Origin of the sequence: Ginsengibacter hankyongi, assembly GCF_008710285.1 — a bacterium.
Classification (GTDB): domain Bacteria; phylum Bacteroidota; class Bacteroidia; order Chitinophagales; family Chitinophagaceae; genus Ginsengibacter; species Ginsengibacter hankyongi.
This window is the reverse complement of record NZ_VYQF01000004.1, coordinates 77,709-97,134: the sequence shown is the minus strand read 5'-3', so window position 1 is coordinate 97,134 and position 19,426 is coordinate 77,709. Positions and strand designations below refer to the sequence as shown.

Here is a 19,426-nt window from a genome sequence, read left to right as displayed (position 1 = left end):
TTATTTTGCTTTAAATTTTCCTTTGCTAATGTGACCTGATAATTCAAGTTGCAAATTGTTTATTCCTTTTATTACTAATTCAGCAATGTGCCTCGCCCCATAATTATTAAAATGAGTATTATCGTGTATGCCTAGCGGATAGCTAGGATCTTTCCCTGCTTCCAGTTGCATAAATAAAAGCGGTGAATTTTCCGGTCCATACTGTTGTATTAGTTCCAGGCTCATTTGATCCAGATCAATGAGCAGAACTTTATATTGTTGCGCTACTTCATGAACTATTTTTGAATAAGTGGCATGCGTTTCCAATGCTTGACCTTTTGCATCAAATTTTCTCCTGCTCACCGGAGTTATTAAAATAGGCATTGCTTTTTTAGCCCTGGACTCAGTAATAAATTTAATTAAGTTCGCCCGGTAATCTTCCGGGGTAGTATAACGGTCCGGATAATTTTTGGCTTCATCATTATGCCCGAATTGAATGAAAACATAATCGCCATTTGACAAATTATCCACAATAGGTTGCCAGCGATTTTCAGCAATAAACGTGCGTGTGCTTCGCCCTCCCTTTGCCTTGTTTTCAATGGTTACCGTTGAATCAAAATATTCAGCAAACGGCATTCCCCAACCGGTTAGCGGGTAACAGGAAGAATCATACAAACACATGGTTGAATCGCCGATCATCCAGATGGTAGTCTTTTTTTTGATGGGAGGAATGAAGGATAAAAATGCAGCCAGGCTTACCAGACTTATCTTTATAAAAACTTTTTTACACATAAGATATATTTAGAGCCTCACCCCAACCCCTCTCCTAAAGGAGAGGGGCGTGAAGCCTATCACTTTTCTTTTTCTTTAACTACACGAATACGTTCAGCTAATTCAAACTGCAAATTTTTGATATTATGTAAAACAATCTCCGCCATTTTCCTGGCACCCAATTCACTGAAATGCGTGTCATCCGATCTACCTTCCGGGTAATGGGGATTTTCACCAGGAGATAAATAATTATATAAATATTTAGATGTTTCGGAGCCAAATTGCTGAACCAATTGCTGGCTTTCTTCATCTAAGTCAATTAATGGAACATCCAACTTTTTTGCAACATTTTTTACTAACTGCGTGTATGCGGCATGTGTTTCTTCAATCTTACCTGTCGAATCGAATTTACGGCGGGCAACCGGGGTTATTAAAACAGGAATTGCTTTTTTACTTCTTGATTCATTTACAAATTTTTCAAGATTAGCTATAAAGTCACCCGGGGTGGTGTAGCTTCTCTTCGTGGGTACTTCATCGTTATGTCCAAATTGTATCAGCACATAATCGCCTTCGTGGAGATTATCAACAACCGGCTGCCACCTGCCTTCTGCAATAAACGATCTTGTGCTTCTTCCGTTTTTTGCACGGTTCTCAACGGTAACGGTTGAATCAAAAAAATAGTGAAAGGGCATGCCCCAGCCTGTTTCAGGATAAGCTTTCACTTCTTTATCAGCCATTGTGGAATCGCCAATAAGATATACGGTGATCTTATTTTTTTGTGGCAATTCAAATGACATCAGCAGAAATACAATTGCTAATCCCTTTTTCCAGCGAACTTTATCGGTGTTTGTAACCATTCATCAATTTATAATTTCAAAAAGATCATCCAGTTTTAATTAACCCATATTTACGCTTCAATTATTACGGGAACATAAATTACCGCCAACGTGGATCACCGGCGGTACTTTTGCCTGCGAACGAATTATCCTTTATAGTGAAGTCTCCATTTGCCGGCGCAGTAAACAAATCCGAAGCAGTTCCCGCATACGCGGTTGCCCCGCTTATAGGATTTGCACTGAATACACAATCAGACGTTATATAACAATTGGACAACGCCGCATTACCAGATGATTTAATACCATTGGCTTTTGTAGGATCTATCGTGCTGCCAAAAATTGTATGGGTTATATTAAATACGGTGGGGAAAGTACCTGAGTAATTAATAAAATATCCACTGTTATTAATCATATCATTAAATGTGCAATTATTAATGTTAAGCGAAATGCCTGTAATACCATCCTGCCTTATAAAATAATAGAATGAATAAAAAGTACTGTTATCAATTTCTATATTATCGATCAAAGCACTGGAACTGGCATTTGCATAGATAACAGCATACTTGGCAGCAATACCAAAACTGTCAATGATACAGTTATTAATATCCAGGTTAGTGATTTCGGCGCCTGCCTGCTTTAAGCGGATAAATGAGTTGTTGAATACACCTTCGGTGGTGCAATTTTCAACGTTGACTTTGCCAATAACCGTAGCATGGCCTATATTCATAAAATAACTGGCACCATCCTGCGCAATAGAAAGATCAGAAAATTTTAAAGAATCAATGTTTCCGGTTGCATCAAAATTATTAGCCAACATTAGCCTCGCAGGATCGCCAAATCCAAGCCCACTCATAATTGAAACGGATTTATCAAATGTATATGCAGACGGAATCGTATAGGATCCGCCTCTTGCTAAAAGCACGATTGCACCATCAGAAATTTGTGATAAAGTATCAAATAAAACCTGTGGCCGGTTTTCTATTCCTCTCAGGTCAATTACATTATTGCCAACTACAGGAGCTTTAGTAGAGAAGCCTATAAGGCCTTTACTTCTTGTGCCCGCAAAAATTTCCGCAGTATATGCAGTATTGGAAGTTAATCCTGTAATTAATTTTTGCCCTGCAGTATTATCAGCTGAGGAGATCGGCACCTGTGTTGTATCTCCATTATGTGCAGTTAATATAATTTCGGTTACACCAGGCGTCATTATCCAGTTTAAGATAACTGCATTATCGATAATATCAGTGCTTTGTATAGGTTTAAAAATTTGTACTCCTATCAATGTGAAATGCATATTTCCCATTACCCAACCGGATTCTGTAGAAGCGCTAGTGGCATTTGCTTTTACCCGGGCAAAATAAGGAGTGCGATCTCTAAGCGTGTCATCTGTTATTGTTCTGAAAGTGGTGTCTACAACAAGAGACAAGTCCGGCGCAGCCTGGAACAAAGAATCTTTTGAAATTTCCAATGTATAATTTACGCCGCTTCCCTGCGAAAAAAGAGAAGAAGGCCAGCTAATAGTTATAGAAGTATCTCCACCTGCGATGGTAACACCCGTTGGCGTAAACATCCTGTCCGGAACAAATTTTTCTATGGGTTTTTTCTCACAGGAAAATATTACAATTGCCAGCACAACCGGGACAATTATCTGATATCTTAATTTTTTCATAATTATCTCTTTATAATTTTTTAAAAATAAATTAGTATCCATAATCCTGCGTAAGGTTAGGATTCGCATCTATTGATTGTTGAGGTATTGGGAATAACTCACTGTGATTCGATTTAAAGCCTTCAGTATAGTAGGAAAAATTCCCTTTATTTACTGAACTGCTGATCCAGGTAACTTTTGTAGCGCCTGCCGGGTCTGATGCAGGAGCCGGATGATAAAAAGATGTCACCCAATCGATGTAGTTTTTTGGATCGGTAGTTTTTATAAAATACATTGCTGTTGGTAACGTATCATAAGGAGGTACCATAGCCGCCATATTTGCCAAAGCTTGTTTAGTCTCTGCCAACTTTTGTCCCAATAAATTCCATCTTATTAAATCATATTTACGAATTCCCTCACTTCCAAATTCTAATGCTCTTTCCTGCGCAATAGCTTTAAAAAATCCGTCCTTGTTTGATGGCGGAGTTCCAATTGCAGATTCATTTCCTGCAAACGCTCTTTTCCTTATTTGTTGTAACGCATCAATCGCGCCTGGAGTGGGTCCGTTATTAATTTCGTTTTCTGCTTCAGCATACATTAATAAAACATCTGAATACCTTAGCAGTGGCCAGTTGAGGCTGAAGTTTTGAGCTTGATTACTGATATCAATATCAGGATTGGTGATCCAGTTGCGACGAAACTTTCCATCATATAATCCTGTGATGGCAGCTGCTGAAAGTGAATTATCACTGTTTATTTTAAATGGAGCAATAGTTACATCGCGACGCGTATCAACGGAATCAAATTGATAAAAATAGGTTGGTAAAATAACGAGACTTCCGTTGGGGCCATTATACTTCCCCAACTTACTGTCAGTTGCTGAAGTACCGCCCGCCATTGCCACCTGGAACATAATTTCACCAAAAGGATCAATCTTATGAGCATCCAGATTATTTTGCCAAAGATCGCGGTAGCTTGGATCTAAAGCATATTCGCCCGATTGTATAATGGATAAACATTCATCATCAGCAATTTTATAATAGTCGAGATAGTTGCTGCCACGTTCCATTTTATTATCTCTTCTTAACGAATAACCACCCCTGAACAAAGCAAGACGTGCCCGTAATCCTTTCACCGCTCCCTTAGTAATTCTTTCATCTTTTGGATCGCCAAGCGCAGCTAGGCCCGACGGCCAGGGAACCAAATCTTCGGCGGTTTTTAAATCATTTAAAATATGATCGTAAATACTATCCCGATCGGTCTTTGCCAAAAATAAATCAGGCTGATCTGCCGAGGGTTTCCATTGAGCAGGCACATCACCCCAGTTTCTCACCAGTTCAAAATAATATTGCGCTCTTAAGGTTAATGCTTCTCCATATAACCTTCTTAATTCTGCTTTATCAGATGCCGCGCCATTGTTATACAAATCCATTTGAGGAATATATTTTATACATTGGTTAGCTCTTTCAATGCCCTGGTACATTTGGTTAAATGGTTTAGCCAATTGTGCATTCCCCGCAGTAAGATTATACCTTCCTATATCCCTTCTGTCATTATCACCATGGCCTCCCGCGCCCATCATTTCATCATTATCATAAGGAAAATACATACTTACGCGAATCCCATAACCTTGGTCGCCGGTCATTTCCTGGTAGGCGCCTAATACCGCTTTTTGCGCATTAGCAACTGTACCAAAAACAGTTTCCGGGCCGAAAGAAGATACAGGCTGTAAATCCAAATATTTTTTACACGAACTTAATTGTACACCGGCTATTAAACCTGCCGTTACAATTAGTAAGTGATAGAATGATTTTATTTTCATAATCAAGAATTTTCAATTTTAAAAAGTAGCATTTACACCAAATATATAAGAGGAACTACGGGGATAAGCTGAAAAATCTATCCCGGAAGTTACCGGTGTTGAACGCCGGGTATTTACTTCAGGATCATAACCGGAATAATTAGTAAGTACTGCCAGGTTATTTAAAGTAACATAAGCCCTGAATCTTTGAATCTTTATCTTTTGAGTTAATGATTGAGGCAAAGTATAACCTAAAGTAATATTGTTGAGACGGAGGAATGATCCATCCTCCACTGCATAGGACTGAGGGTAAAAGGCACTTCCCGTAGTAATCGGGCGCCATAACGTTGCGTTTTTATTTAGATCTGCCAGTGCTTTAGGATCAGTAACTACATTGCCGTTAGCATCAACTGTGCGCCACCTGTTTTTTTCGCTGGCTAACAGGTTAGCGTTTGGTGTATAGCCGCTTCCAAATTCAATCTTATTATCATTATAAATATCATTTCCATATTGGAAATTTACAAACACACTCAAATCAAAATTCTTGTAAGTAAACTGTTGGTTTAAGCCGCCAAAGAATTTCGGATTGGCATTACCGATAATCGTTGCATCATCATTATAATTTACAATGCTGTCGCCATTTAAATCTTTATACTTAATTATACCAGGCTGCGGTGTGAGGCCGGTAACACTAATATCGTTTGCTACACCAGCCTTAAGTGCATAGGTTTGTGTATTGGGATCATAATTAAAATCATCCACAGTGTAGAAACCATCATTTACCAATCCATACATACTCCCCACCGGTGACCCCACTTTTACGATATAATCAGCGGGATTAGCAGCACCTGCCCAACTGGAACTCTGGAGATATGATTTCTGTCGTCCAAGACTCAGTATTTTATTTTGATTAAATGAAATATTGAAACTTGCATTCCAGGTAAAATCCTTTTTTTCTACAATCGAAGAATTCAATTGGAGTTCAAAACCATTGTTGGAAGTAGAACCTACGTTTTGAATTTGAGTGGTATAGCCAGAAGTAGTTGGCACCGGAACTGCCACCAATAAATCTTTTGTTTTATTCCTATAATAATCTGCGCTTATTTGTACGTGGTTATTAAATAAAGAAAAATCAAGTCCCACGTTACGGGAAATATTCGACTCCCATGTTAATAATGAATTGGCTAGTGCAGCTGACCCAAATACAGTCACCAGTTGGTTCTGCAGGCCATAATAATTTTGACTGGTATTAAATTGCGTTAGAAAAAGAAATGACTGGATGCGATTGTTTCCTGCCTCACCATAGTTCAACCTGAGTTTAACATTGGAAATAAATGGTTCTAAGCTTTGCATAAATTTTTCGTTAGACACTTTCCATGCAAAAGATCCGGCAGGGAAATAGCCCCATTGACGGCCGGGCGCAAAAACGGAAGAGCCGTCTGCACGTACACTCAGAGATGCAAGAAATTCGTCTTTATAACTATAATTCAGCCTCGAAAAAAATGAAGAAATTCTTTGAACATCCTGGTTACTGGTTGGTGCAGGTTCAAGGATTCCGGTTGGCGGGCTAGCAAGGTTTAAATTACCCAGCGCTTTTTCGGCGCTTGTTCCTAAAGGGAAATATCGTTGTATAAGTGTATTGCTTTTACTTCTTACTTCATAAGTTTCCTGCCCTGCTATGAGGTCAAATGTATTGTTCTTATTAAAATCGCCTGCAAAGTGCCGGTTGGTAAAAGTGAATACATTTGAATTATCAAATGACTGCGTGTTACTGGTTTGCACAGTAGCAATAGGCATACCCGAACCATTCGATATAGAGTTGGAACTTAAGCTATCGTCATAACTGTTGGTTGTATAATCATGATAATCGAAACCAACCGTTGTTCTGAATGAAAGAAAACGGGTTAATGAATAGTCAGCATAACCGCTTAGACCGGCAAGTGTTTGGTATTGCCTTTTGTATTGGTTATTTATTAATAATAAAGGATTCACAATGTAAAGTCCATTTCCACTTGTCTGATCTATTAATTCAGGATCATAGTTAGCTATCGTTTGCCCCGGCGATAAATAAGGAATGTAACGAACAGCCTGTCTTAAAAAATTTAAGCCGCTGCTTCCAGGGTTAGAAGCTCCTGCACCATTGATAACCTGGTTGTCGATACGAACATTAAAGCCAACTTTGAATTTATCGCTCACTTCGTGGTTTAACCTGAAATTAACGAGCTTCCGGTTGTAGTCCGAGTTAAGCATTACGGCATCATTGTTATTATAAGTAAGGCTAAGATTGAATTGTGTTTTTTCGCCGCCGCCAGATACGCTAATGTTATGCGTTTGCTGCATGGCACTTCTGCCAAAAACCTGGTTTTGCCAGTCAACGAAAGGTGCCTGCTTGTAAAGCGAAAGATCGTTCCAGGTACCGTAAGTGTCTAAAAAAGTTTGTTCATTCTGGCTACTGCCGCGGCTTCTTTCATATTGATATAGTACAAAATCATAAGGGCTTAAAACAGCTAATTCTTTCCTTATTTTTTGAAAACCAATAAACCCGTTATAACTAACGGTACTTTTTCCGCGATGACCCCCTTTAGTAGTAATAATTACAACACCATTTGCTCCTCGTGCACCATAAATAGCCGTAGCTGATGCATCTTTTAAAACGTCAATTGATTCGATATCCTGCGGAGATAAGGTAGAAAGTGCATTATCGATAATTATTCCATCAACAACATATAAAGGAGAATTATCCTGTGTAATGGAACCGCCACCTCTTACTCTAATTTGAACCTGCGCATCGGGAGAGCCTTCAGAACCCGTTACCTGCACCCCGGCTAACCTTCCGGCAAGTGCTTCTTCTGCAGAATTAATGGGAATATCTTTTAAATCTTTGGAACTTATAGAGGAAACAGATCCTGTAAGATCTTTTCTTTTAACCGTACCGTAACCAACCACTACTACATCATTTAATTTTGATGAAGTAATTACCATAGAAATATTAATGGCCGTTCGCGAACTCACGGTGATTTCTTTTTTATCACTGCCTACATAACTAAATACCAATATTTCTTTTCCGGTGGAGGGAACTTTTATAGAATAATGTCCCGAGGCATTGGTTACCGTAGTTATTTTAGTTCCTTTTAAGTTAACCGTAACGCCAGATAATGGTTCACCATCGCCGGACATAACCGTACCGGTAACCGTTTTATTCTGTGCCACGGCCGCCGTGTAAAAGAAGGTGACAAGCAGTAAAGAATAAATTTTACTTTTCATAAACAAGCTTTATTTAAATGAACAAGAATTGGTTTATAATAAATTTTTAATCTCCACAAAATCCATATCGGCAAAGGATTGGTTTTCTCCTGCCATTCCCCAGATAAATCAATATGCTGATGTACCACACCCGGAATGAATAGACCACGGTGCAGAAATAACTGCTTCATTTGGAGCCATCAACAAATGCCTGGTTTGTTGTGGCTCCCCATAAAATGAAAAACTCTTTGATTGGCATCGAGGTCAAAATATAAATACACCTCCATCCTACGGTTACGCGTATGCGCAGGCATAGTGTTACACACATTGCCCTCTTTTAAAATGGTTAAGCATCAAAATACTTATAGATTAAAAAATGAACTTTATTTTATCGCCCCATCCATCCGCCATCTACGGTGAGTATTTCTCCATGAACATAATCTGACGCGGCTGAGCATAAAAAAACTACAGGGCCTTTAAAATCATCGGGCGTACCCCAGCGTCCTGCAGGTATCCGTCCTAATATCGATTTATTTCTGTCGGCGTCGTTACGTAATGCCTGCGTATTATTGGTTGCTATATACCCCGGAGCAATACCGTTTACATTAACTCCTTTTGATGCCCACTCATTGGCAAATGCCTTTACCAAGCTTGCAACCGCGCCTTTACTTGCGGCATAACCGGGCACATTAATGCCTCCCTGGAACGAAAGAAGAGAACAGGTGAAAATGATTTTGCCTGATTTTCTTTCCAGCATTTCCTTACCAAATTCACGGGCTAAAATAAAGGGTGCATCAAGATTTACAGCAAGCACCTTATCCCATTCTTCATCAGTATGGTTAACCGCGGGATCCCTTAAAATTATGCCTGCATTGTTTATTAGAATATCAATGGTATGTGCTGACTTAATTCCTTTTATGGCATCATAAATTTTTGAGCGGTCACTCAAATCAAATGCATAAGAAGAAAAATTTCTTCCGAGTTTTTTCACTTCGTTTTCCACGTTGCTCCCACTTGCAATGGTGGAGGATACTCCAATAATATCTGCACCTGCTTCAGCAAGGCCAATCGCCATCGCTTCGCCAATTCCGCTGCTACACCCGGTAACCAACGCAGTTTTTCCTGACAAATTAAAGTAGTCGGTTATTATCATTTTTCAGAGCAATCAATTTAAATCAATAAAAATATAAGGGCCTCGGATAGCAAGTGTACATATAAAATGCTGACAAATATAAAAGCATGGAAAGTATTTTTGCGCAATCGTTCCCGACAACGTTTGCAATTTTTCACTAATGCCGGGCTTATTAAAAAATGGTTACTTTTATAAAGTATCTGCAAATGAACTTCTCCGAAATTATTATAAAGAGCAGCTAAATTCTATAATGAAATTTGATACAGTAACCATAAAAGATATTGCAAAAGCATTAAACTTTTCCACGTCAACAGTTTCCAGGGCATTAAGAGGAAGTTATGAAATAAGCGCAGAGACAAAAAAGCTCGTACTTGAATATGCCGAGAAAATAAATTATCGCCCCAACCCGATAGCATTAAGTTTAAAGGAAAGAAGAAGCCGGGCCATAGGAGTGGTGGTGAGTGAAATATCCAATAACTTTTTTTCGGAAGCTATAAATGGAATTGAATCAATTGCATACAACCGCGGATACCACGTTATCATAACGCAAAGCCATGAATCGGCAGCCAGGGAAAAAGTAAATGTGGAACACCATGCTTCGAGATCAGTAGATGGACTGTTAATTTCTTTATCGAGTGAAACTGTTGATCTTAATTACATAAAGGAATTAAATGAAAAAGGCATGCCTATCGTTTTCTTCGACCGGATAACTGATGAAATAGATACGCATAAAGTGACTGCCAACAATTATCTCGGTGCTATGCACGCTACAGAACATTTAATCTTCCAGGGCTATAAAAAGATCGCACACATAACAAGTTCGCCTTTGTTGTCGATTGCCAAAGAAAGATTAAATGGCTACAAAGCTGCGCTTGAAAAACATAATATTCCTTTCAACGATTCATTTGTAAAATATTGCGTTCACGGAGGAATGATATTAGAAGAAATAGAAGAAGCTATTGAAGAATTGTATAAAGAAAAAATAAAACCGGATGCAATTTTTACAGCCAGCGACCGGATCACCACGCTTTGTTTTGGTGTGCTGAAAAAGATGAAGACAAAAAAAGAGTTGGGGTTTGCCGGGTTTACCAATACCAAAGTAGGAGAACTTTTTAATCCACCTTTAACCGTTGTAAAACAACCTGCATTTGAAATAGGCCAAACGGCGACAGAATTATTAATTCAAATGATTGAAAGCAAACGGCCGGTTGTAGACTTTGAAACAAGAATTTTGGACACAGAATTAATTATAAGAGAATCTTCCTTAAGAAAAGTGGAAGCTTAATATCTTTCCAATCATAATTTTCACTTGTTAGTTTTATTCTTTTGATACCACTATTGCGTTCTTATTATTTCTTAAATCTGTTGATGTAACATTTATTCCTCTAGTAGTAGCATCTGCCTTAATAAAAGTTTGCGCATCTTCGGGAAAATATCCTTGGTTAATATTGATATTTCTTACATTGTTAAGAACGAACACCGGATCTTTTTGTGAAATGATTTTTACATTATTTAATTCCAGGTCGGCTGCATCTGTTGCTATAAATCCTTTACCAGCCGATATTATCATATTTTTAAAATGAATATTGCTCACAGGCATTTCGGGTAAACCGGTTATGCTAACGGCGTCTTTGGCGCCATTACAATAAATGTTATCAAAATAAAAATCAGTAAAGTTGGGCGTCTTGTCTTTTAATACATTTACAGTATTGCTTTTTACTTTGCCCGCCGGCATATCTTCATAATAGGTATTGAAAGAAATTGCGTCATGCACAATATCCTTCATAAAAATATTGCTGATAAAAATGTTTTTAACCAGCCCGCCCCGCCCTGTGTTGCTTTTCACTCTCACACCAATGTCAGTGCCTATAAAATTACAATCAGTCACAAAAATATTTTGCGTTCCGCCATCGGTGTTGCTGCCAATTACAAATCCGCCGTGAGCGTGATACACCACACATTTTGCTATCACGACATTTTCAAGGCCGGCGCTGTTATCATCGCTTTTTGCGCCACTCGATTTCATACAAATGCCATCATCGCCGACGCTTACTGTGCAATCATAAATTAGAACATTTTTGCAACGGCTTATATCAATGCCATCCCCGTTTTGCGTCCACCATTCATTAAAAATATTTACATGATTCATCGTAAGATTCGTGCAGCTATTTGGATAAAAAACAAATTTGGGTGAATTCCTGATAGTAATATTTTCGAGTAAAATGTTTTGACAGTTGATAAGATATAACATGTAAGGCCTTAAATAATCCCTGGCCGGTACATAATCTTCCGCCGTTAATTTACCATTCTTCTTTTTCAAATCTTTTAAATGTTGCTCGCCATCCATCGCTTCTTTTGTGGGCCACCATATAGAACCGCTAGTACTTACAACACCACCCGAAGATGTAAAATCTTTCCACTGGCCCGCAGTTGATTTTTCTTTTTTTACAGGACGCCAGCTTTCGCCAGCGCCATCTATTATTCCTTCCCCTGTGATAGCGATATTTTTTAAATCGTATCCATAAATTGGCGATGCCGTAACATAGTTTGAACTTTTGAAAGAAGGGTGAATCATCGGGTATTGGGAATGATCTTTTGTAAAAAGTATTAATGCTCCTCGCTCAACGTGCAAATCGATATTACTTTTTAATTCAATAGGCCCGGTAAGCCAAATGCCAGCAGGAACAGTTACTCTGCCACCGCCCGCAGCAACGCATGCATCTATCGTTTTTTTAAATGCATTGGTGTTCAATACCTGGCCATCGCCAACTCCGCCGTAGTCTTTTATTGAAAATGAATGAGCGGCAAAAACAGGGAGCGTTACTTCCTGCATTTTAAAAGGAGCATTTTTTATATACCAGGCTGCATCTTTTTCCTGTGCATTTACAGAACCATTAATGAGTATCGCAAAAAAAATTAATACCGGATATTTTTTAAAAGAGATTGATGACATTCGTTTCAGATTAAAATGTTACAGAACAAACCAAAATTAATGTAACACTTTATTCATGACGAAAATAGTTACGTAATCGTTCCCGCGAAATTTTAATGCAGAACAACCATTAACAAACAATTACCAGTACTAACGGTAAAGATTACATGATGCTAAAATTCCGGCCTGCGCTATTCCAGCGATTTTATTTTTATACTCCTGAAACTTACTGTATTGCCATGATCCTGGAGAAGAATATGTCCTTGTGGCGCCTCGCCGAAATTCTTCCATTTCACATACTTGCTTATTGCAACAAGATCCTTAAATGCCTTCGAGCCTCTTTCATACTCCAAAACTTTAATACCATTCAGGTAGTGTTCCACATGGTTATTGGTATATACAATTATTCTTCCTGTATTCCATTCGCCAATAGGCCGTATGGTTGATTTTGGTTTGTTGGAAGGAATTAAATCATACAATGATGCCAGTGTTCGGTCGCCGTCTCTTCCCAGCTTTGCATCAGGATGTAAAGAATCGTCCAACACCTGGTACTCCAGGCCTATTGCCGAGCCGGTATTATGTTCATCCAGTGTAACAAAATATTTTACACCGCTGTTAGCTCCTGGTGTTAGCCTGAATTCAAAAGAAAAATCAAAGGCTTTATATTCCGCATCTGTTACAATATCGCCTCCTTCTCCGCCTTCTTTGCCTTCTGATTGGAGAACCGTTATAGTACCATTTCTTACTACCCAATCTTTTTTAGGAAAAGTTTTCAAATAAGCGCCTCTCCAGCCATTTGAAGTTTTGCCATCAAATAATAATTTCCAGCCGCTTTGCTTTTCGTAATTCGTCAGGTGATTAGGAACATAATCCACCACAAAAATTCCGGGAGAAAAAGGAGTTGATTTTAATCCCGAAGTTTTTATCCTGATGTTTTTGAAATAAATTTTCTTTCCAGCTTCATCAGCATTCTTAACCTGGTGAACCTGTAATGCAATAAATCCTTTTTCGTCTATCGTATCCACCAGGTAAGCAACAGGAACACCGTTTAACCATGTTTTCATTTCATTACCTATGCATTCAATTTTATAGTGATTGAATTCATTTGCTTTGAATGCGTCCCGGGCTTTTGTATTTAACGTTAAAGGATAAAGCCATTGCCTTCTTCCTTCATCATAAATACCGCCGCTCCATTTGCGATCGGATGGATCAACTTCAACCTGCCTTCCATATACTAACCCTTTGCCATCATGGCCTGCAGGGTTGTAATGACTTCTTGTTTGTACCCCTGAGTTACCATTCGGGCTTTCTATTTTTATATCCAGTTCCAAAATAAAATTTCCATATTCCTTTTCAGTTGCAAGAAATGTATTACCCGAATTGGCAACCGTCGTGCCTACGATCGTTCCATTTTCGACCGAATACTTAGCTGTACCGGCAAGTGTTTTCCAGCCATTGAGTGTCTTACCATCAAACAAATTTATCCAACCGTTAGTTTGCGCTTTGGAAGATGAAATATTGATCATTGAAACAAGTAAGAATAAAACAAGTTTGTTCATGTTATGTGTTTTAAGAGTTATTATTAAGCAAATAATTTTCTTTTTAATTTATTCATGAAGCTAAGATAAAATGAGAACGTTGAGCCGATCAAAAAAATAATAAATATAAATTTTTCAAAGCTGAACCTAAAATCGTTATTGCCTCCATTTTATCCTCAATTACCTTTCTAAACATGATTAATATGGGTTACAACTTAAAAATTAAAACGACAGAAATTAGTTTCCCGGTACAACCGGCTGTTTCCCATTTTCAATTTCTGTGGCATATTTATTTATCAGCATTCTGCTTATCACCATACAATCCCCTAAAGGTTTTGAAGCATATTTTTCTTTTCCTTTCGTCCATTGATCTTCAAAATCTGTAAGTTTTTTTGCAAAAGCTGAATCATTAAATGCACGGCTATCCTGCAAAGATTTTTCCACATCATCAACAAATAATTTCCATCTGCCACGATAATAGGTTTTGGTAAGTCCTGCCAAACTTCGATTAGCGTAATCCGTTAGATGCCTTCCCGGCTCACCCCAAACAGTGATTATTTTTCTTGCGTCTTCTTCGTAATAATTTTTTTCCTTTTCGTTTACCCCTAATTCCCTTGCGGTTTCTATCCAATCTCCCAATAAACAATTTTGGTTGGTGGCGAGCAACCGGTCCATATCATTTAGCAGCGCAAGCATTGCATCGCCATTTCGTTTTAAACCTGCCAAATCTTTTTTATTATAGCATCCAGTAAATCGATCTCTCAATACAGAAAAATAATTACCTAATACCTGCCGGCCTACATCTACCACATCATAATAATACACGGAAGGGGGGCTCCCTTTTATTTCAGACAGCAATTGCCAGGCTTTCAATAAATCTTTATTGTCATAATTAATTGCTGGATTAGTAGTCCAGCTGTTGTGCCCTGCAAGGCCAGGACGGGCATTGGTTAATGTGGCCCGCCCAAGGCCTGCTGAACCAGAATAGGTTGTATTCAATAAAATATCCCATGCCTTGCTTACTGTATCATTCTTTCTTCCATATCTTCTTTCCGACCAGCTGCTAACCCATTTTTCTACATCAACAGGCCCATGACTCCATGCTTTATCAAATACATATTCGTACATAATAGGATTAACCCCAAAACCCTCAGTGGTTGAGCCGACGCCTTTCATATTATTACCGCCATTTACAAAAGTATTTTCCATTCTTCTTTCAACCTCTTTCAAATTTCCCGACATCATAGTGTTTCCCCCGAAATTGCCGAGGTAGCACCAAATGTAAGGTTGCCCATAAAATGAATCGGTTAACTTCCATACTTCAGTATTATCACAGAAATAATCGAGTATAGACATCTTTCCCTGGGGCACCGCATCTAGATACGCTTTTATTCTTTCATTGGTCCAATGATCTTTTTGATTATAAAATATCCAGCCCATCTGCAACCATTCAGCAGCAGGGTCAGTTTCGGTCATAGAACTATAAATGATTTTAGATACGTCAGCAAGGTAAGATGGTTCCCAACTTGGCGGAGTTACTTCATTAAATGGATCTGTCCCATAAATATGATTTGTGCCGAATGCTTTAGTTTGTTCGTCCAAAAACGCTCTTTGTATAGGCTTAAATAATGAATCAAAAGGATCCAGGAAATAACTATCATACTTGTTGCTGAAACCGCTCCAATCCCCTAACGAGGTGATCTTAGCATTGGGATATTTAGTCTTTAATAGTTCAGGAACATGGCCCGCAAATGCAGGTAATACTGGCTTCATTCCCAATTCTCTTTCGCGCCGGACTATTTTTTTCTGTAGTTCAAGTTGATTGTTCAGCCACGAATGAGGTAACGGACCATCCCAATGATCGATGTTGGACATTCTGTGCCATGGAAGATAAGCAGGGCCGGTAAAATAACTTCTTATCTGGTCATCAGTTAATCCAAATTTTTTCCAAACCTTGTACCAGATTGCTTCCTGGCCGGTTATAGCCAGCGGCATATTGATGCCATTTAATGCCATCCAATCAATGAACCATTGCCAATCGCTCCATTGCCACCACGTCATCGTATAGCCAAAGGTGCAATAATTTAAAAAAAACCGCTCAGAACAACGGGACTCTTTTCTTATCTTACCTTGTATAACGGGCACGGTTAATGGTAAAACAGGCTTTTCATTTCTATACCAGGATATATCTGTATGACAATAATTGCGGAGGTAATAATTGAGCCCCACCGCCATTGCATTTACACTGTTGCCTTTAATAACTATGTTTTTATTTGCTGATTCAATTTCAAACACATCTTTCTCTGAAGAAGCGGAAATATTTTCAAATTTAATTTTATTAGCATAAGTGGGAATCACTCTTTGTGCTAATTCTTTCGCAGCAGTAATATTTTCTGTTTGAGCTGAAACAATTGTGGCCAGGAAAAAGATAAAGACAAAAAAAGTATATCTCATGAAGCAAATTTTAAAAATTAATTTATACAAAGTACTAAAATTTGGCAGAACGAAAATTAAAGTGAAAGTGTATGTATAAAAAAACAAATTTGGTGTACATATCATCAATTCTTCCTGCAAAAATGTCTGTGCATAATTAAAGGCTCTATTTTTGATTCTAAAAATCCGTAATTAAGAAACTATGTATAATTTAAAAGTCATTACCGCCAGCGTAAGGCCAGGAAGAAAAGGGCCAATCGTTACGGAATGGATTGCCGGCAAAGCAAGGCTCCATGGAAATTTTAATGTGGAAGTATTAGATCTTAAAGAAATAAATCTTCCTTTAATGGATGAACCCAATCATCCGGCGCTGAAAAAGTATGAACATGAACATACGAAACAATGGAGCGCTACAATTGAAGAATCCGACGCATTTATTTTTGTAACTGCGGAGTATGATTTCAATTACCCGGCACCGTTAAGAAATGCGTTGGAATTTTTATACCATGAGTGGGGCTATAAGGCAGCGGGAATTGTAAGCTATGGAGGCGTCTCTGCCGGCACAAGGGCTTTCAATAGTTTGAAATCAGACCTTTCCTCGTTTAACATGGCACCATTAGGAACAGGCGTTCACATTCCTTTTTTTACACAATTTATAAAAGATGATAAATTGGAACCGAATAATGTAATTGAAAAATCTGCAGGAATGTTACTGAATGAACTAGCGAGATGGACAAAGGGTATGAAAATTATAAAAGAAAACAAGTAACTGCTCCGGATTTAATTATGAATCAATTTTAAAACGATAATTTTAAAATTGATTTAAAAATAAAATAATGGAGCAATATGTTATTGGTGTTGATATTGGAACCGGGAGCGCAAAAGCAGTGGCGGTAAACATTGCAGGAAAGCCCGTTGCGGCTTCACAGATGTATTATAAAACCAGCAGTTCTCAACCTGGCTACTCCGAACAAAATCCCGAAATTATATGGAAAGCATTTGTTAAATGCATACAGCAAATCATGTTGAAAACAAAACATGTACCCTTATGCGTTAGTCTTAGCAGTGCGATGCATAGCCTGCTGGTTGTTGATGATAAAAATATTCCCATCACTGCTTTAATTACGTGGGAAGATACAAGAAGCGAAAAAATTGCCGGCGACTTGAGAAATTCTTTAGCGGCGGAAGAAATCTATAAATCAACAGGCACCCCGGTTCATTCTATGTCGCCATTGTGTAAAATAAAATGGCTGAAAGAAAATGAATCACAAATTTTTAAAGCAGCAGGTAAATTCATTTCCATTAAAGAATTTATCTGGCATCGTTTATTTAATACTTATGAAATAGATTATTCAATTGCATCGGCTACCGGCTTATTCAATATTGAAAATAAAGACTGGAACCAGCCTTCATTGGAGTTTTGCGGCGTTACAGCAAGCCAGCTTTCCAAACCGGTTGCAACAAATTTTACAAGGAACATGGTGAATAGTTCTGTTGCAAAAAAATTGAATATTCCCTCCAATGTAAATTTTTGCATTGGCGCGAGTGACGGCTGCCTTGCCAATATTGGAAGCAACGCCATTAGGCGGGGCATTGCAGCACTTACCATTGGCACCAGTGGAGCTGTAAGAATTGCCGGCACCAAGCCGCTAATTAATTATCATGCTATGATTTTTAATTATGTTTTAGACGAAAAAGCTTTTATAAGCGGCGGTCCGCTAAATAATGGCGGCAACGTTATGAAGTGGCTATTTAAAACATTTTTAAATAATGATACCCCTTCTCAAATTGATTATAAAAACGTTTTCAAATCTATCGAATCAATTTCCGCAGGTTGCGAAGGACTCATTTTTTTACCTTATCTGTACGGAGAAAGAGCACCTATCTGGGATGAGAAAGCCACCGGGGTTTTTTTGGGTATAAAATCATTTCATACCAATGTCCATTTTGTAAGAGCGGCAGTCGAAGGAATTTGCTTTTCGTTAAAAAGTATTCTCGAAATAATAGAATCGTCCACAACATCCATAACGCAACTGAATGTGAGCGGCGGTTTTGTACACTCCAAAACATGGATGCAGATATTAGCGGATATAACGGATAAAAAACTTTGCCTTGTGCAAACTGAAGATGCATCCTCCATAGGGGCTGCGTTAATGGGCATGAAAGCATTAAAAGTTATTAATAACTACAGTTCGCTCCACCAGGAAGATGATATTACTATAAGACCTGACAGAAAGAATGTTTCGGTTTATAAACATTATTATACTGTTTATAAAAATCTTTATCCTTCTTTAAAAAAATATATGCACGACCTCCATAAAATAAGTAGCTGATATATATAATTATAGCAAGACAATGTGTGGTTTTTTAATCAGCACCAAGAAAATAAGATTTTTAAAATCGAAGTCCTTGTCACAAAACAATCATATACTACATAAGCGAAATCATCAGAATTAAAAAAAAAATTAATGGTGATAAAGTTTTAATTTACCGCCCGAATGATCGTTCAATCGGACATAGCAGATAAGAAAGAAGCTATTTTAAGAAGTACTCTTGAATTAATAAAAGATAATGGGTTTCATGGTACACCCATTAGTATGATCGCCAAACATGCAGGCGTGGCTTCAGGAACCATTTATCATTATTTTCCCAGCAAAGACGCAATTATCGTTGAACTTCACCAGCGGATAAAAACAGAGATGGTGAATGCAATGTTTAGTAAAACAAACAGCAGCAAGTCTTATAAACAACAATTTTTCGACGGCTGGATAAATCTTTGTAAATATTTTATTAATAACCCAAGCGCATTATTTTTTAATGAACAATTTACCAGTTCACCGTATATAAAAACTCTTTCAAAAAAAGATGCGAAGGGATCGGTAAGCAGGTTTAATGAATTTTTTCAATATGGAATGGATAAAGGGTATCTAAAAAAAAATGGAATATTTGTTGATCGCTTCCGCGGTGTTTGGTTGTATAAGAGCTACTGCAAAATATCATGTAACCGGCCGGTTCGGCTTTAAGGATGCCGATCTTTGTAAGATGGCCAACATTATTTGGGACGGTATAAAATCAGGTGATTAAACGATTGATTGGTGCGGGGTGCAATAAAA

13 protein-coding genes are annotated in these 19,426 nt (G+C 38.1%); 4 read left to right on the top strand and 9 right to left on the bottom strand.

Annotated elements, in window-relative coordinates; translation table 11 throughout:
* From FW778_RS14905 to FW778_RS14880, 6 genes are all read right to left on the bottom strand, one after another.
* Positions 1–771 carry a rhamnogalacturonan acetylesterase gene (locus tag FW778_RS14905; protein ID WP_150415608.1) on the bottom strand — a complete coding sequence of 257 codons (771 nt, stop codon included), beginning with the start codon at positions 769–771 and terminating at the stop codon, positions 1–3.
* Between the two features lie 59 nt (positions 772–830).
* Positions 831–1,607, bottom strand: a complete 777-nt coding sequence (locus tag FW778_RS14900; RefSeq protein WP_150415607.1) for a rhamnogalacturonan acetylesterase — start codon at positions 1,605–1,607, stop codon at positions 831–833.
* A gap of 79 nt (positions 1,608–1,686) precedes the next feature.
* The gene (locus FW778_RS14895; RefSeq protein ID WP_202552268.1) at positions 1,687–3,255 is read right to left on the bottom strand and encodes a DUF5123 domain-containing protein; all 1,569 of its coding nucleotides are present in this window, start codon (positions 3,253–3,255) and stop codon (positions 1,687–1,689) included.
* 31 nt (positions 3,256–3,286) lie between these two features.
* Positions 3,287–5,056 carry a RagB/SusD family nutrient uptake outer membrane protein gene (locus tag FW778_RS14890; protein ID WP_150415605.1) on the bottom strand — a complete coding sequence of 590 codons (1,770 nt, stop codon included), beginning with the start codon at positions 5,054–5,056 and terminating at the stop codon, positions 3,287–3,289.
* 18 nt (positions 5,057–5,074) lie between these two features.
* Complete coding sequence (locus FW778_RS14885; protein ID WP_150415604.1) at positions 5,075–8,299, bottom strand: SusC/RagA family TonB-linked outer membrane protein; 3,225 nt, start codon at positions 8,297–8,299, stop codon at positions 5,075–5,077.
* A 367-nt stretch (positions 8,300–8,666) separates the two neighbouring features.
* A complete protein-coding gene (locus FW778_RS14880) occupies positions 8,667–9,431 on the bottom strand; it encodes an SDR family NAD(P)-dependent oxidoreductase (RefSeq protein ID WP_150415603.1) in 765 nt (254 codons plus the stop codon).
* A gap of 229 nt (positions 9,432–9,660) precedes the next feature.
* Here FW778_RS14880 and FW778_RS14875 point away from each other — a divergent pair, with 229 nt between their 5' ends.
* On the top strand, positions 9,661–10,695 hold the full coding sequence (locus tag FW778_RS14875) for a LacI family DNA-binding transcriptional regulator (protein ID WP_150415602.1): 1,035 nt from the start codon (positions 9,661–9,663) through the stop codon (positions 10,693–10,695).
* A gap of 33 nt (positions 10,696–10,728) precedes the next feature.
* Here the strand turns inward: FW778_RS14875 and FW778_RS14870 are convergent, their stop codons facing one another.
* From FW778_RS14870 to FW778_RS14860, 3 genes are all read right to left on the bottom strand, one after another.
* Positions 10,729–12,363 (bottom strand): glycoside hydrolase family 28 protein, encoded by a 1,635-nt coding sequence (locus tag FW778_RS14870; protein ID WP_150415601.1) that lies wholly within the window; start codon positions 12,361–12,363, stop codon positions 10,729–10,731.
* 170 nt (positions 12,364–12,533) lie between these two features.
* A complete protein-coding gene (locus FW778_RS14865; RefSeq protein WP_150415600.1) occupies positions 12,534–13,901 on the bottom strand; it encodes a 3-keto-disaccharide hydrolase in 1,368 nt (455 codons plus the stop codon).
* Between the two features lie 216 nt (positions 13,902–14,117).
* Complete coding sequence (locus FW778_RS14860; RefSeq protein ID WP_150415599.1) at positions 14,118–16,334, bottom strand: alpha-N-acetylglucosaminidase; 2,217 nt, start codon at positions 16,332–16,334, stop codon at positions 14,118–14,120.
* Between the two features lie 181 nt (positions 16,335–16,515).
* Here FW778_RS14860 and FW778_RS14855 point away from each other — a divergent pair, with 181 nt between their 5' ends.
* The 3 genes from FW778_RS14855 to FW778_RS14845 all read left to right on the top strand — a co-directional run bounded on the left by FW778_RS14855 (position 16,516) and on the right by FW778_RS14845 (position 19,336).
* Positions 16,516–17,082: an NADPH-dependent FMN reductase gene (locus tag FW778_RS14855; protein WP_150415598.1), complete on the top strand. Its 567-nt coding sequence runs from the start codon at positions 16,516–16,518 to the stop codon at positions 17,080–17,082.
* 67 nt (positions 17,083–17,149) lie between these two features.
* The gene (locus FW778_RS14850; RefSeq protein ID WP_150415597.1) at positions 17,150–18,646 is read left to right on the top strand and encodes a gluconokinase; all 1,497 of its coding nucleotides are present in this window, start codon (positions 17,150–17,152) and stop codon (positions 18,644–18,646) included.
* Between the two features lie 165 nt (positions 18,647–18,811).
* Positions 18,812–19,336 carry a TetR/AcrR family transcriptional regulator gene (locus tag FW778_RS14845; protein WP_150415596.1) on the top strand — a complete coding sequence of 175 codons (525 nt, stop codon included), beginning with the start codon at positions 18,812–18,814 and terminating at the stop codon, positions 19,334–19,336.
* Positions 19,337–19,426 lie beyond the last annotated feature (90 nt).

Excerpts from the sequence above, each read along its gene's own strand:
- FW778_RS14905 (WP_150415608.1), bottom strand. The coding sequence starts at position 771 with ATGTGTAAAAAAGTTTTTATAAAGATAAGTCTGGTAAGCCTGGCTGCA.
- FW778_RS14900 (WP_150415607.1), bottom strand. The coding sequence starts at position 1,607 with ATGGTTACAAACACCGATAAAGTTCGCTGGAAAAAGGGATTAGCAATT.
- FW778_RS14895 (WP_202552268.1), bottom strand. The coding sequence starts at position 3,255 with ATGAAAAAATTAAGATATCAGATAATTGTCCCGGTTGTGCTGGCAATT.
- FW778_RS14890 (WP_150415605.1), bottom strand. The coding sequence starts at position 5,056 with ATGAAAATAAAATCATTCTATCACTTACTAATTGTAACGGCAGGTTTA.
- FW778_RS14885 (WP_150415604.1), bottom strand. The coding sequence starts at position 8,299 with ATGAAAAGTAAAATTTATTCTTTACTGCTTGTCACCTTCTTTTACACG.
- FW778_RS14880 (WP_150415603.1), bottom strand. The coding sequence starts at position 9,431 with ATGATAATAACCGACTACTTTAATTTGTCAGGAAAAACTGCGTTGGTT.
- FW778_RS14875 (WP_150415602.1), top strand. The coding sequence starts at position 9,661 with ATGAAATTTGATACAGTAACCATAAAAGATATTGCAAAAGCATTAAAC.
- FW778_RS14870 (WP_150415601.1), bottom strand. The coding sequence starts at position 12,363 with ATGTCATCAATCTCTTTTAAAAAATATCCGGTATTAATTTTTTTTGCG.
- FW778_RS14865 (WP_150415600.1), bottom strand. The coding sequence starts at position 13,901 with ATGAACAAACTTGTTTTATTCTTACTTGTTTCAATGATCAATATTTCA.
- FW778_RS14860 (WP_150415599.1), bottom strand. The coding sequence starts at position 16,334 with ATGAGATATACTTTTTTTGTCTTTATCTTTTTCCTGGCCACAATTGTT.
- FW778_RS14855 (WP_150415598.1), top strand. The coding sequence starts at position 16,516 with ATGTATAATTTAAAAGTCATTACCGCCAGCGTAAGGCCAGGAAGAAAA.
- FW778_RS14850 (WP_150415597.1), top strand. The coding sequence starts at position 17,150 with ATGGAGCAATATGTTATTGGTGTTGATATTGGAACCGGGAGCGCAAAA.
- FW778_RS14845 (WP_150415596.1), top strand. The coding sequence starts at position 18,812 with ATGATCGTTCAATCGGACATAGCAGATAAGAAAGAAGCTATTTTAAGA.